14 protein-coding genes and 1 pseudogene are annotated in these 13,620 nt (G+C 47.0%); 13 read left to right on the top strand and 2 right to left on the bottom strand.

The genetic code is table 11. The features are described from left to right. Positions 1 to 60 precede the first annotated feature (60 nt). From FN001_RS10475 to FN001_RS10445, 8 genes are all read left to right on the top strand, one after another. Positions 61 to 438 (top strand): helix-turn-helix domain-containing protein, encoded by a 378-nt coding sequence (locus tag FN001_RS10475; protein ID WP_142411792.1) that lies wholly within the window; start codon positions 61 to 63, stop codon positions 436 to 438. Continuing rightward, positions 438 to 1,256, top strand: coding sequence for an ImmA/IrrE family metallo-endopeptidase (locus FN001_RS10470; RefSeq protein WP_142411791.1), 819 nt, complete (start codon positions 438 to 440; stop codon positions 1,254 to 1,256). The genes FN001_RS10475 and FN001_RS10470 overlap by 1 nt, the downstream gene beginning before the upstream one ends. Before the next feature lie 17 nt (positions 1,257 to 1,273). Then, the gene (locus FN001_RS10465; protein WP_142411790.1) at positions 1,274 to 1,720 is read left to right on the top strand and encodes a hypothetical protein; all 447 of its coding nucleotides are present in this window, start codon (positions 1,274 to 1,276) and stop codon (positions 1,718 to 1,720) included. A 32-nt stretch (positions 1,721 to 1,752) separates the two neighbouring features. Further along, entirely contained in the window at positions 1,753 to 2,157 is a 405-nt protein-coding gene (gene tnpA / locus FN001_RS10460; protein WP_142411789.1) for an IS200/IS605 family transposase, read from the top strand. A 17-nt stretch (positions 2,158 to 2,174) separates the two neighbouring features. Beyond that, positions 2,175 to 3,278: an IS200/IS605 family element RNA-guided endonuclease TnpB gene (gene tnpB, locus FN001_RS10455; protein WP_142411788.1), complete on the top strand. Its 1,104-nt coding sequence runs from the start codon at positions 2,175 to 2,177 to the stop codon at positions 3,276 to 3,278. 386 nt (positions 3,279 to 3,664) lie between these two features. Continuing rightward, positions 3,665 to 3,895: a hypothetical protein gene (locus FN001_RS18115; protein ID WP_185911804.1), complete on the top strand. Its 231-nt coding sequence runs from the start codon at positions 3,665 to 3,667 to the stop codon at positions 3,893 to 3,895. After that, entirely contained in the window at positions 3,874 to 5,151 is a 1,278-nt protein-coding gene (gene ltrA / locus FN001_RS10450; RefSeq protein ID WP_142411787.1) for a group II intron reverse transcriptase/maturase, read from the top strand. The genes FN001_RS18115 and ltrA overlap by 22 nt, the downstream gene beginning before the upstream one ends. Before the next feature lie 225 nt (positions 5,152 to 5,376). Further along, on the top strand, positions 5,377 to 5,763 hold the full coding sequence (locus tag FN001_RS10445; RefSeq protein WP_142411786.1) for a hypothetical protein: 387 nt from the start codon (positions 5,377 to 5,379) through the stop codon (positions 5,761 to 5,763). Positions 5,764 to 6,266: 503 nt separating this feature from the next. On the opposite strand, the gene FN001_RS10440 is transcribed toward FN001_RS10445, so the two are convergent. Both FN001_RS10440 and FN001_RS18745 read right to left on the bottom strand, forming a co-directional pair. Then, on the bottom strand, positions 6,267 to 9,578 hold the full coding sequence (locus FN001_RS10440; protein WP_142411785.1) for an SEL1-like repeat protein: 3,312 nt from the start codon (positions 9,576 to 9,578) through the stop codon (positions 6,267 to 6,269). 94 nt (positions 9,579 to 9,672) lie between these two features. Continuing rightward, on the bottom strand, positions 9,673 to 9,999 hold the full coding sequence (locus FN001_RS18745; RefSeq protein ID WP_486463516.1) for an ACT domain-containing protein: 327 nt from the start codon (positions 9,997 to 9,999) through the stop codon (positions 9,673 to 9,675). Between the two features lie 145 nt (positions 10,000 to 10,144). On the opposite strand from FN001_RS18745, the pseudogene FN001_RS18740 reads away from it, so the two are divergent. From FN001_RS18740 to FN001_RS10410, 5 genes and pseudogenes are all read left to right on the top strand, one after another. Next, positions 10,145 to 10,381: pseudogene (locus FN001_RS18740) on the top strand (type IV secretory system conjugative DNA transfer family protein); the annotation flags it as partial. A 93-nt stretch (positions 10,382 to 10,474) separates the two neighbouring features. Further along, entirely contained in the window at positions 10,475 to 11,635 is a 1,161-nt protein-coding gene (locus FN001_RS10430; protein ID WP_486463512.1) for a DUF4368 domain-containing protein, read from the top strand. A gap of 241 nt (positions 11,636 to 11,876) precedes the next feature. After that, positions 11,877 to 12,221 (top strand): TnpV protein, encoded by a 345-nt coding sequence (locus FN001_RS10425; protein ID WP_142411784.1) that lies wholly within the window; start codon positions 11,877 to 11,879, stop codon positions 12,219 to 12,221. Positions 12,222 to 12,361: 140 nt separating this feature from the next. Further along, a complete protein-coding gene (locus tag FN001_RS10420; RefSeq protein ID WP_142411783.1) occupies positions 12,362 to 12,823 on the top strand; it encodes a DMP19 family protein in 462 nt (153 codons plus the stop codon). Between the two features lie 312 nt (positions 12,824 to 13,135). Next, the gene (locus tag FN001_RS10410) at positions 13,136 to 13,525 is read left to right on the top strand and encodes a DUF2185 domain-containing protein (protein WP_142411782.1); all 390 of its coding nucleotides are present in this window, start codon (positions 13,136 to 13,138) and stop codon (positions 13,523 to 13,525) included. Positions 13,526 to 13,620: the final 95 nt, after the last annotated feature.

Below are 13,620 nucleotides of genomic sequence, written 5' to 3'. Positions count from 1 at the left end.
ATAGTTGATATTCTTGGCGGGAGAGCGTATAATATAAGTACAAGAATAGGAGGCGATTATATGCTGGATGTAAATATGATAATTGCAAACAACATTCAGGCTGAACTGAAAAAAGGAAACAAAAAGCAGGTTGATCTGGCAGAAGGAATTGGAGTCTCCAAGCAGACAATGAGCAAAATTATGAATGGTGCAAGAGCGATCAATGCGATTGAACTTCATAAGATTTCAGAATACCTTCATGTGTCGATGGATTCTCTGATGAAGATGCCAGAAAAGCCAATGGACACAAATGTGATTCATGCGTTTATGGGGCGTGTTAAAACTGAGGAGGCAAGAAAGGGAATCCAGCTTGCGGATGAACTGTCCGATATGATTCTGTTCCATACTAGGGTGTGCGAGAATGGCAAAAAGATGGAGCAGCCCTGGGAGGATAAGTGATGAATAATGTTCTGGAAGATAGCCTCTTTGTAAGCCAAAACAAGAAATTTGATGAAATCCAATCCATCGTCAGACAATTTTCGGCAGAGTATGTCGGCAATTCCATTATCAAGGATAATATCTTTGCCGTTATACAGAACTATGCCAGAAAGAAAGAAATCGCGCTGGAAATGCTTCGTTACCCGATCCATGATGATGAATTATGGGCATTGACCTTTTTGAAGCAAGATACGATTTTTGTGTGCGTAAATACAGCACTTCCGCTTTGTAAGCAGTTTTTTGCTGCGGCGCATGAATTGTATCATATCTACTGCTATGTGGAAAATGCAGACCAGAGCTATATAAAAAATGGTTCTATGCTGGATTCGGCAACTGGTGATGAAACAGGAAGAACGCAGGAGGACTTGGAAGCAAACGCCTTTGCAGGACTTCTTCTGATGCCGGATCAACTGCTCCACGAGCAGATTCTGCTGTACGGACTTGATAAAGATTTGGTTACGGTAGATTCTGTCCTGATGCTAATGGATATGTTTGCAATGCCCTACAAGGCAGTTGTACTGCGCTTGTTTGAAAGCGGGAACATATCTCATCAGCAGGCTGAAAAGCTGCTGGAGGTAGGCTCTGAGGATGTAATGGAAAGAGCGTCGCTGACAGGTAAAGCAAAACGCTGGCAGCTCGATGGAAAAGGAACAGAATCTTTTGGCACACTCCTTGAGAAAGTTGAGTACAACAGACAGCATGAGTATCTGACGGAATCCAGAGAAAAAGAAGATGTGGCCTACCTTACTCAATTGAAAAAAGAGTACGGCTTGGATTGAGGGGGTGTCAGATCGAAGTGAAAAGATACGCACTGCTGGATACTGACTTCATTTCCAAAACGCACTCTGTTCAAGATGATGGCGGCAATCATTTGATTGATCGGGTCATGGAATTGCCGGAGTATGAGTTCTTTTGTCATGCGCAAATCGTAACGGAACTTAATCGGTATAATGCTGATGCACCAATCTGGTTAAGCGAGAAGATTGGTGCACAAAAGATAAAAAGCTACACAGATCAGGAAATCCTGGAAAGCCTGTCACTTGTACGAGGGCCACTGGCGTGTGCGACTTATACGCAGATGTTAAAATTGGCCTGCGATGCCTTTTCTAAGGATTGCTTTTCGGAACACTATCGGGCATTAGAGGTCGCTGATTACGCGGCAATGTCGAGAGAGGACTATTTGAAAGAGCTTGAAAAGAGGGCTACCGCAATCCCACTGGCTTTAGACGGTGGGTTAAGGTAGCCGGAAGTGGAGGTTTGTGCTATACTTGCGTTATGGGAACGTGGAAATCAAAAAACAGACACAAATATTTGTTACAGTATCATATTATTTTCGTATGCAAGTATAGAAAGAAGTTGCTGATGTCAAAACAAATATCAGATGATATAAAGCAGTTTTCTTATGAGATATGTCAAAAGCATAAAGTCATTATCAGATATATGGAGACAGATAAAGATCATATTCATTACATGATAGAAACAGAACCAACAATGTCTATCAGTAAAATAGTAAATCTGATGAAGAGTTATACAACATATCATATTTGGAAAAGATATCCGGATTATCTACGAAAACATTTCTGGAAAGAACATACTTTTTGGACGGACGGATATTTTGTCTGCAGTGTAGGAAATGTTTCAGAAGAGATGCCCCGAAAATATAGAGAAAATCAAGGGTAGAAAGGTGGCGGCAGTGGGTGTTAAAAGCATATAAATACAGGATATATCCTAATAGCGAACAAAGAATTCAGATTGCAAAAACATTTGGCTGTTGCCGTTTTGTTTACAATCAGACATTGGCATATCGGAAAGAAATATACGAGAAAGAGAAAAAGTCAGTTAGTAAAACGGATTGTAATAATTACTGTAACAGAGAATTAAAGAAAGACTATGAATGGTTAAAAGCAATCGATAAATTTGCTCTGACCAACGCAATCTATAACATGGACGCTGCATATCAAAAATTCTTTAAGGAACATGCAGGATATCCGAAATTCAAGAGCAAACACGATAACCATAAATCATACACAACAAACTTCACAAATGGAAATATTGCGGTAGGTTTTGAGACAGGGAAGATAAAATTGCCAAAATTAAAAGCGGTAAAAGCAAGGTTACACAGGGAATATAGTGGGCAGATTAAGTCAGCGACCGTTTCGCAGGTTTCCAGTGGAAAATACTATGTGTCCATACTTGTAGAAACGGAGCATAAGGAACTGGCACATACAAATCATAACATAGGAATCGATTTAGGAATTAAAGATTTATGTATTACTTCCGATGGGAAGGTATATGAGAATCTAAAAATTATAAAAAAATACGAGAAACAGCTTGTAAAGCTGCAAAGGCAACTGTCACATAAAGGAAAGAGAAGCAAGAACTATTATAAAACAAAGAAAAAGATAGCATTATGCCATGAGAAAATAAGGAATATAAGAAAAGATTATCTACATAAAGTTTCACATGAGATTATCAGCGAAAACCAAGTGATAGTTTCAGAGAATTTACAGATAAAAAACATGGTAAAAAATCATCATCTGGCAAAAGCCATAAGTGATGTATCATGGTATGAGCTGATAAGACAGTTAGAGTATAAGGCAAAATGGAATGTCAGGAAATACATCAAAATAGATACATTTTATGCTAGTAGTCAATTATGTTCTGTTTGCGGGTATCAGAATCCAGATACAAAAGATTTGTCAGTGAGGACATGGATATGTCCGAAATGCGGAGCAGAACATGACAGGGATATCAATGCTGCGAAAAATATACTGACAGAAGGATTAAGACAAATAGCATAAAGAAATATATAGGGCAGGGACTGCCCAAATTAACGCCTGTGGAGATAGTAGGTTACGAGGTCGATGAATCAGGAAGCCCATTGGCTTAAGACAATGGGTAGTTCAGTTCGCCCGGCGCGAACGTTATTCTTAAAGGTGAAAGTCCTAAGTGCGCCTGTTAGCGGGAAGCACATAGCCAACATGGCAAGGGTGTCCACTGTAAGGTGGAATCTGAAGGAAGCCTGCGGCAAACCATTGGTCCGACGGACAGAAATCATGTATAAGGCTTACAGTTCGGATGAGACTGCTGAATAAGTTGAAGTCCAATAGCTAACGTGGAACTGGTAGTAGACATGGCGGATAGATGATGGGAAAGATGGCGTATTTTAACCGGGGAGATCCTATGAGTGGTTCCATTAGCCATAGTAACAACGAATCATAGGAAGTCAGCAGATGTCATAGTAGCGAAGAAGTCCGGGAAACCGGATGGAGCAAAGGACAGAACAGTTAATCAGCTGGAGTACGTCCTGATTGAGAGTTTAGACGAAACACATGCCGAGAGGAGTACCACAAGTACTAAGTGGTCGAAACTCACGAAAAGGAAGGGAAACAGTGCATGGAAAAACAAAGTACAATAATCGAAGACATACTGTCCAAAGATAACCTAAACCGTGCGTATCAGCAGGTAATAAAGAATAAAGGCGCGGCAGGGGTGGATGGAATGGAATGCGAAGATTTACTCTCTCATTTGAGAGCCAATGGAGCGCAACTCAGAGAAAGTGTAAGGAATCAATCATACAGGCCTATGCCGGTAAAACGGGTTGAAATTCCAAAGGAAGATGGAAGCAAACGGAAATTGGGAATTCCGACAGTGACAGACCGAATGATTCAACAGGCAATATCGCAGGTTTTAGGACCAATATATGAGGAAAAATTTCATGCAAACAGCTATGGTTTTAGACCCGGAAAGAGTGCACAACAAGCGGTATTAAAAGCAGTCGAATATATGAATGAGGGATATAACTGGGTCGTTGACCTTGACTTGGAGAAATTCTTCGATACGGTAAATCATGATAAGCTCATTTCCATTGTAAATAGAGAAATCAAAGATGGGAAAACCCTGTCGCTAATCCGAAAATTTCTGGTGAGTGGTGTTATGCTCGGTGAGCAAGTGGAGAAAACGGAGATAGGAACTCCACAAGGAGGAAATCTCTCGCCACTTCTTGCAAATATTATACTGAACGAACTCGATTGGGAACTTGAAACGCGAAAACTAAGATTTGTGAGGTATGCAGATGACTGTATCATTTTAGTGAGAAGTCAGAAAGCAGCTATCCGGGTAATGGAATCAGTTACAAGATACATTGAATCTAAACTTCCATTAAAAGTGAACCGGAAGAAAAGCAAAATAGGACGCCCCACAGAAATAAAATATCTGGGCTTTACTTTCTACAATCAGTTCAAGGAAAAGAAATATAAGGCAAAGGCACATGAGAAGTCAATCCAAAAAGTAGTAAAGAAGCTGAAACTGCTTACATGCCGTAAATGGGGTGTAAGCAACTCGTATAAAGCACAGAAAATATCAGAGGTCCTGAGAGGGTGGATTAACTACTTTAAAATTGGATCAATCCTTACAGTAACCCGAAAATTGGACACAATGCTCCGATACAGATTTCGAATGTGTATATGGAAACACTGGAAAACTCCGCAAAACAAATTTAAAAATCTGATGAAGCTTGGAGTGGGAGAAAGAAATGCAGCGAAAGCAGCATGGTCTCATGGATATGCCCGAATCTGCCGTTCAGAGGCAGTATGCTACGCAATGTCCAATGCACGCCTTGCAAAATTCGGACTATTATCTGCGGAAACGTACTTTGTAAAAGTGTCAAGTTAACTGAACCGCCGGATGCGGAACCGCATGTCCGGTGGTGTGAGAGGTCGGCGGCGAAAGCCGCCTCCTACTCGATCNGCACGCCTTGCAAAATTCGGACTATTATCTGCGGAAACGTACTTTGTAAAAGTGTCAAGTTAACTGAACCGCCGGATGCGGAACCGCATGTCCGGTGGTGTGAGAGGTCGGCGGCGAAAGCCGCCTCCTACTCGATCGGGAGGAAGATCAATGCTGCTATCCAATCAGCAAAAGTATATTCTCGAAATACTCAAGGAGTTTAAGTACCTGCGTGTCCGCCAGCTTCATGCTCTGGTGCAGGCCCATTACCGTACACAGGGAATCAAAATTGACGAAAGGCGCATGGAGATCATGCTTCGCCAGATGCGCACAGGCACCAATTATGTCCGGCTGCGGGGTGATGTGGTTTCTTACGGAGACCGCAGGATAGACCCTCGGCTATTGGAAGCACTGGACGTTATGCTGGAGCTTACAAGGGTGCAGCCCGGATTTTACTCGAAAGACGGACTGCATGAACCATTTCTCCTGCGCTTTACCGGAAACGGAAAGGGGGCCGGATACCTTTTCAGCGTGGCATGGCTGGACGCCAGCAGATAACGCCGCGCTAATCAAAAGGCGTATGACCGTTTCGCGTGTAAGGGTGCGCTTCCGTGAAAATTCCCTGCCACGGTTGTAGTGCGCCGTGGCGTTTCTGATAGCGGCGTTCAATGCCGTCCTAATACGAGATACCATGAGAGTTAGCCTCCGAACGAAAATTCGCCGGATGAAAGAAGAAAACACCAAACGCACGCCTTTCGGGGGCGTGTACGCTTGATGTTCAAAATGCTCGCTACTTTTCCTTTGGCTGTGTGTTTATTCTCTCAAATTCTGCTTGCGAACACCGTTCACCACGGCGTTTAGTTTACTCTATCTCCATGCGACGGAAAAAGCAAGCGGATTGGGTAATTCTTTACATTTTGTTAAAATTTGCGATTAATTAAATGCAAAAGCCCAAAAAGCACCCAGCCGTTAAGAAGAGGAAAGCATCTTTCCACCCCTCAACGGCTGGGTTTTTAGATTAACTTAATGACATTGCGCCGAAGCGTCCCTTTTTTCGTCCTTTATGATTCGTTTTCCGCAATGGTACGCCGCAAAAGATTCATTTCGGCTTCATAGCCGTAATCCTCTTTTTCGCTGCTCTCCTTTGCCAATTCCAACGCCTGACGGCATAGATCCAAACCGGCTTTCTTTTCCCTGCGGCCGCCGATACCCAAAAGCTTGCAGCGCGCCAAGCGCATTTTGCATTTCACACTGCCCAATTTCTCGCCAGTTTCATAGCAGCGGCGCGCTTCCTTTCCGTCCTGCGCAACGACGACGCCGTTTTCATAAAAACGCCCCAACGCCCACCAGGCGCTGTCGTCATTCCCATCGGCAGCTTTGCGGTAATGGGCACACGCCTCAGACAGCTTCCCTGCCTGCTCCAAATGCCATCCCATGTTGTAATCCGCCATGGCTTCGCCCAGCTCCGCCGCGCGGCGATACCATTCCATGGCCGTTTCCAAATCCCGCGGCACGCCCCGTCCCATCGCATAACATTCGCCCAGGCTATTCATGGCAGCCGGGTGGTTCTGCTCTGCTGCTCGTTCGTACCAGCAAATTGCCTTTTTCATATCCTGTTCCACGCCTTCGCCGTGGTCGTAAAGCCAGCCGAGATTATGCATGGCATCAGCATTTCCGCCCTCGGCGGCAGCAGTATACCAACGGATCGCTTCCGTCATATTTTGTTCCACGCCTTCGCCATTGCTGTAATTCCAGCCAAGGCAGTACATGCAGTAATCACTTCCTGCCTCAGCTCCCCGCCGGTACCAGTAAAGCGCCCTTTCTTCGTTCTGTTCCACGCCTTCGCCGTACTCGTAGCAGTATGCCAGATTATCCATGGATTGCAAATGGCCACACTGTGCGCCCTGCTCATACCATTTTACGGCTTCCTGCCAATTCTGCTCCACGCCATGTCCCATTTTATAGCACCGGCCAAGATTGCACATGGCACTGCCGTTGCCGCCTTCGGCACTGCGGCGATACCAGTAAAGCGCCCTTTCTTCGTTCTGTTCCACGCCTTCGCCGTCCTCGTAGCAGCATGCCAGATTATTCATGGATTGCAAATGGCCACACTGTGCGCCCTGCTCATACCATTTTGCGGCTTCCTGCCAATTCTGCTCCACGCCATATCCCCTTTCATAGCACCGGCCAAGATTGCACATGGCATCGCCGTTGCCGCCTTCGGCACTGCGGCGATACCAGTAAAGCGCCCTTTCTTCGTTCTGTTCCACGCCTTCGCCGCGCTCGTAGCAGCATGCCAGATTATGCATGGATTGCAAATGGCCACACTGTGCGCCCTGCTCATACCATTTTATGGCTTCCTGCCAATTCTGATCCACGCCATATCCCCTTTTATAGCACAAGCCCAGATTGCTCATGCTAACCGGATAGCCGCACTCCGCACCTCTGCGATACCAGGAAAAGGCCTGCTCCCAACTCTGCTCCACGCCGTAGCCCTTTTCATAGCAGTATCCCAGATTATGCATGGATTGCAAATTGCCACACTCCGCACCTCTGCGATACCAGGAAAAGGCCTGCTCCCAACTCTGCTCCACGCCGCAGCCCTTTTCATAGCAGTATCCCAGATACGTCATTGCCGCGCTCACGCCACTCTCTGCCGCCTCGCGGAACCAATGCACAGCATGCTCCCAGTTTTGCTCCACGCCGTCGCCGTATTCATAGCATACGCCCAGCCGGTACATACCTTCACCGTAGCGCTGATACGCCGCCGCGCGCACCCAGTGCACGGCCTCGGCAGCGTCGGCTTCCACGCCGATCCCGTCGTGGAAGGCGTGGGCGAGCAGCATCTGTCCGCGGGGCGAACCGTATTCCGCCGCCTTGCGGTATAACTCGGCAGCCTGTTTCGCGTCCGGAGCCGTGCCAATGCCGTGTTCATAGCACACGCCCAAGCAGCACACCGCATTCAGGCTCCCCATTTCCACCGCCTGCTGATAAAGCCAAAAAGCCTGAACCGGGTCCGCCTCCACGCCGCAGCCCTTTTCATAGCACAAGCCCAGATTGCACATGCTAACCGGATCGCCGCACTCCGCACCTCTGCGATACCAGGAAAAGGCCTGCTCCCAACTCTGTTCCACGCCGCAGCCCTTTTCATAGCAGTATCCCAGATCCGTCATTGCCGCGCTCACGCCACTCTCTGCCGCCTCGCGGAACCAATGCACAGCATGCTCCCAGTTTTGCTCCACGCCGTCGCCGTATTCATAGCATACGCCCAGCCGGTACATACCTTCACCGTAGCGCTGATACGCCGCCGCGCGCACCCAGTGCACGGCCTCGGCAGCGTCGGCTTCCACGCCGATCCCGTCGTGGAAGGCGTGGGCGAGCAGCATCTGTCCGCGGGGCGAACCGTATTCCGCCGCCTTGCGGTATAACTCGGCAGCCTGTTTCGCGTCCGGAGCCGTGCCAATGCCGTGTTCATAGCACACGCCCAAGCAGCACACCGCATTCAGGCTCCCCATTTCCACCGCCTGCTGATAAAGCCAAAAAGCCTGAACCGGGTCCGCCTCCACGCCGCAGCCCTTTTCATAGCACAAGCCCAGATTGCACATGCTAACCGGATCGCCGCACTCCGCACCTCTGCGATACCAGGAAAAGGCCTGCTCCCAACTCTGTTCCACGCCGCAGCCCTTTTCATAGCAGTATCCCAGATCCGTCATTGCCGCGCTCACGCCACTCTCTGCCGCCTCGCGGAACCAATGCACAGCATGCTCCCAGTTTTGCTCCACGCCGTCGCCGTATTCATAGCATACGCCCAGCCGGTACATACCTTCACCGTAGCGCTGATACGCCGCCGCGCGCACCCAGTGCACGGCCTCGGCAGCGTCGGCTTCCACGCCGATCCCGTCGTGGAAGGCGCGGGCGAGCAGCATCTGTCCGCGGGGCGAACCGTATTCCGCCGCCTTGCGGTATAACTCGGCAGCCTTTTCCGCATCCGGAGCCGTGCCAATGCCGTGTTCATAGCACACGCCCAAGCAGCACACCGCATTCAGGCTCCCCATTTCCACCGCCTGCTGATAAAGCCAAAAAGCCTGAACCGGATCCGCCTCCACGCCGTTTCCCTGCTCCATGCAGATGCCCAGATTGCATACGCCCCATGCGCTGCCGAGATATGCAGCTTTCCGAAAACAATCCACCATGCGCTTTTTATCCGATGCCTCTGCATCCCAAAGGGTGTTGCCTAAAGCCGTCCAATCATCTCCGGTCATATCGGCCTCGTTGGCGCGCAGCAATTTCCGGCCGCACTGCGGACAGCGCTCCGGCAGCTTTTCGCCTTCATCCCAATAATTACAGGTGTGATCCTCGCAGTGATAAATCATCGTTTCTAACTCCTTCCATCTGCTGAAAAAAGCAGCGCGTTACACTATTTTCCATAGTATAACACGCTGCTTCAAAAAAGGAAAGACCGGTCGGTCAGTCCTCGTTGCCGAAGAACTTATCGGAGGCCACGCCCACATGCGTCATCATACCGGTGCCCACCAGGCTGATCCTGGCCACATTATCGTCCACCTCAATGCTGTCATATTCGAGCACATCCTTGTTCTCTTCCAGCACCCGGCGGGCATCGTCCAGGCTGCTCAGCGGGCAGGTAAAGCTGATGTCCTTACTGCCGCTGCGGCCCACAGACTGCAAAATAATATCCACATTTACATTGTGACGGCTCAGCAGCGAAAACACCTTAAAAGCAACACCGGGGCAATCTTCCAGACCCACCAGAGAGAATCTCGCAAAATTATCCATCTTGGCAACGCCGCCGATATTCGTCTTTTCCAATTTTATTACCTCCTTGACTTTTGTGCCGGGTATATTTTTCAGATTGGAAACCACTTCCATATTGACATGGTACTTTTTCGCCAGTTCCACGCTGCGGTTATGCAGCACCTGAGCACCCTGGGGAACGGCAAAAGATATTGAGCCGTTTATTGCACCAAAGTTCGAGGACAATGTGATCCTGACGAAAACGGAGCGGCTGATGATGAGCAATCGCCCGAAGAATCCTGCCAATGCCCGAAATAAGAATGTTCTGATTATCGGCGGTTCGGGTTCTGGTAAAACTCGCTTTTGGTTGAAGCCAAACCTTCTCCAGATGCACAGTTCCTATGTGGTCACTGACCCAAAGGGTTAGATTTTAAGAATACAGAGAAAATAGGTCATTAAAAAATGAAGTGTTTTCTGTGTGTTCTTATTTTTTAGCATTATGAAAGGAGCTGAGAAAATGGCTAAAGATAACAGAATAACAGCACTTTACGAGCGTCTGTCCCGTGATGATGAGATGCAGAGCGAATCCAACTCCATAACAAACCAGAAGAAGTATCTGGAAGATTATGCAGTGCAACATGGCTTTGGTAATATTCAGCATTTCAGTGATGATGGATATTCAGGAACGAACTTCAACAGACCGGCATTCAATTCTTTGCTGACAGAGATTGAAGCCGGCAGAGTGGGAACAGTGATCGTCAAAGATATGTCCCGATTTGGCAGAAACTATCTGCAAGTAGGTTTCTATACTGAAATGATGTTTCCTAAGAAAAATGTCCGTTTTATTGCAGTCAATAACGGAGTTGACAGTGCCAATCCGGCAGATAATGATTTTACACCATTTCTGAATATCATGAATGAATACTACGCCAGAGACACCAGCCGTAAAATCCGTTCCACTTTCCAGTCCAAAGGCAAGTCCGGCAAGCACCTCACGGGCTTGCTCTATTGTGCCGATTGCGGCGGCAAGATGTATGTCCACCGCACCAACAACGGCAAGCGCATTTCTCAATACACCTGCTCACAGTACACCAAAGTTCCTTGCGGAACGCTCTGCAAGACCCAGCACCGTATCAATGAAGATGTGGTACTGTCCCTTGTCTCGGAAATGCTGAAAGCCATTGCCGAGTATGCGAAACATGACAGAGCCGAGTTTGTCCGTGTGGTGCAGGAAGCGCAGTCCAGCCAGCAGACCACAGAGGCCAGGAAACAGCGGACACGCCTTGCCACCGCAAAGCAGAGAGTTTCCGAGCTGGAAGTCCTGCTCTGCAAAATCTATGAGGACAACATTTTAGGCAAGCTGTCCGACAGCAGATACGCCACTCTGGACGCTCAATACGAAAAGGAACAGTCCGAGCTTACCGCCGAAATCTCTGCTCTGGAAAAAGCAGTCAAGAGCTATGAGAAGCACGAAAAGGACGCTGACCGTTTTATTGCTCTGATTGACAAATATGAGAACTTCGACAAGTTGACCATTGCCATGCTCAACGAGTTTATCGAGAAAATCCTTGTGCATGAGCGTGACCGCAAGGGAAGTATACAGACCATACAGGAGGTCGAGATTTACTTCAATTTTGTCGGGCGATTTGTTCCCCGGCGTTTGGAGAAGCGGAGCTGACCCCGGAGGAATTAGAGGAAATCCGCAAACGTGAGGAACGCAAGGACAGGCCTCATCAGAACTACTTGAAGCGGAAAGCCAGCGGAGCGCAGAAGCGATACGAGGACAAAATCAAGAAGCGGAAAAAGGCAAAAATCGAAGCCAAGAAAGCCGCCATTCGTGCGGAGGATATTGCAAAGGGAGTGTTCGTCCCTGTCAGCAGTTTACCGCAGAGAGAGCCGATGAAAGGAGTGCAATCAGCATGAATATCACTTATACACAGAACGGAGATTATCTTATCCCGAACATCGTTATCCGCAAGACAAAGCCCCTCGGACACTACGGCAGACTCCGCAAGGCGTATTTGGAAATGCACCGCCCGATACTGTTCAATGAGCTGGCGCTATCCGACAAGCTCTTTGAGCATTGCGCCGAGATTGACGAAGCGGCACAAAACCGAATGGAGCTGATCGTGCCGCAACTGGCAAAGCAGTACGGCGTGACCGAAAGGCTGAAAGCCGAAAACCAAATGGAATGGGTGCGGCAGATGAACGCTTGCAAGGCACAGGCAGAGGAGATTGTGAAAGCGGAATTGATTTACGATTGAGCGAGGAAGTCCGGGCAGAAAACTGTTCGGACTTTTCTCATATAGTCCAAAGTTGCGGTAGAAATGTTCACAAGTTTTATGGTATAATTTGAATACGAAAAGTGAGCAACAAATCGGCAGTATGAAAGGAGAATAGCAGTATGGATGATTACGGAAAATTATGGGATAATTATTCTATCGAATTTAATTCAAAGTTAGTAAATTCAAATGGAGATTGGAACAAACTGGACGAAGATGAACAAGAAATTGCTGCCTTATGGAAGCTATTTGTGGACATAAATAACGGAGGATTTATCCAGTTTTTTTGCAACTGGGGTTTCCAATGTTTTTGCTATGCCATGCGTGGGCTAAAGCGCATCGATGATACCAGTCTTTATGAATTACTGGCAGACACATATTATGATGTTCTGGAAAAATTTAAAGATGATACCAGATTAACAGAATATTGGGATATACCAGAGTATCTGACAGATGAAGATGAGGAACGCCTTAACACTGCCGATAAACAGTTCTATAAAACAGAATGTGAACATTTTACTAAAATGGCTTATAAATATTACCATCAAACATTGAAGAAAACGGTAACACCGATTGATACTTAACAATTCCAGTTTGGCGAACTGATAAAATCCCTTTAGGAACTAAAGGGCGCACTTCTATACTCTCCTATCGGGAGTATGTGCGTCCTGCGGAGCTTCACTCCCGGTCGGCAGAAGAAAACTGTCCGACCGTGAATGTTTCATCACTTCGTTCCGTCAAGGTGGCTACACCCCCTTGCGCCGCTAAAGCGGCTATCCCCTGTGGACTTGCCGTCCGCAAACAGCATAAAATGCTGTTCGCCGCCAGCAAGTTTGAAAGCGACTAAAATGAATTTTATGGAACAAGCAAATCAGAATTTGGAGAGGTGAATCATCATGTTTTTCGAGAGAAAGAAGAACAACGATTTTCTTAGTATCAACATAGAGAATTTAATTGATTGGAACGAACCAAATGGAGAAGGATGCATTGTATCTGACAGAATAACAAAAGAAGGTTTTAAAGTAGGATATATGTATCGAGAAGCTCCAGATGAAGACAACCCAGATAGCGGATGGCGTTTTTTAGCGGGTAATGAAGATGAGGCTTATATGAACGAATCAAGCAATCATTCTGTGTTTTCCATCAATACAATATGTAATTATGACAGAGATATTATTCCTTATATTCATGCGGAAATAGGAAGTGTTTATATACGAACTGGAAGTAATACATTTGAAATTGATGATGGCAGCAAGCCAATATTCGTTGATAAACAAAAGCGATAAATTCATATTTGTTGAACTGAACACAAAAACCGAATACCGAAAAGCAGACCGTTGACTGGTCGCACTATGCGAAAAGTTGACGGTCTTTTTTATCT

Origin of the sequence: Clostridium sp. Marseille-P7770, assembly GCF_902143525.1 — a bacterium.
Taxonomy (GTDB): Bacteria; Bacillota; Clostridia; order Lachnospirales; family Lachnospiraceae; genus Pilosibacter.
This window is presented reverse-complemented; position numbering and strand designations above follow the sequence as displayed.

Coding starts and splice junctions, on each gene's coding strand:
- FN001_RS10475 (WP_142411792.1), top strand. CDS start 61: ATGCTGGATGTAAATATGATAATTGCAAACAACATTCAGGCTGAACTG.
- FN001_RS10470 (WP_142411791.1), top strand. CDS start 438: ATGAATAATGTTCTGGAAGATAGCCTCTTTGTAAGCCAAAACAAGAAA.
- tnpA (WP_142411789.1), top strand. CDS start 1,753: ATGGGAACGTGGAAATCAAAAAACAGACACAAATATTTGTTACAGTAT.
- ltrA (WP_142411787.1), top strand. CDS start 3,874: ATGGAAAAACAAAGTACAATAATCGAAGACATACTGTCCAAAGATAAC.
- FN001_RS10445 (WP_142411786.1), top strand. CDS start 5,377: ATGCTGCTATCCAATCAGCAAAAGTATATTCTCGAAATACTCAAGGAG.
- FN001_RS10440 (WP_142411785.1), bottom strand. CDS start 9,578: ATGATTTATCACTGCGAGGATCACACCTGTAATTATTGGGATGAAGGC.
- FN001_RS18745 (WP_486463516.1), bottom strand. CDS start 9,999: ATGGATAATTTTGCGAGATTCTCTCTGGTGGGTCTGGAAGATTGCCCC.
- FN001_RS10430 (WP_486463512.1), top strand. CDS start 10,475: ATGGCTAAAGATAACAGAATAACAGCACTTTACGAGCGTCTGTCCCGT.
- FN001_RS10425 (WP_142411784.1), top strand. CDS start 11,877: ATGAATATCACTTATACACAGAACGGAGATTATCTTATCCCGAACATC.
- FN001_RS10420 (WP_142411783.1), top strand. CDS start 12,362: ATGGATGATTACGGAAAATTATGGGATAATTATTCTATCGAATTTAAT.
- FN001_RS10410 (WP_142411782.1), top strand. CDS start 13,136: ATGTTTTTCGAGAGAAAGAAGAACAACGATTTTCTTAGTATCAACATA.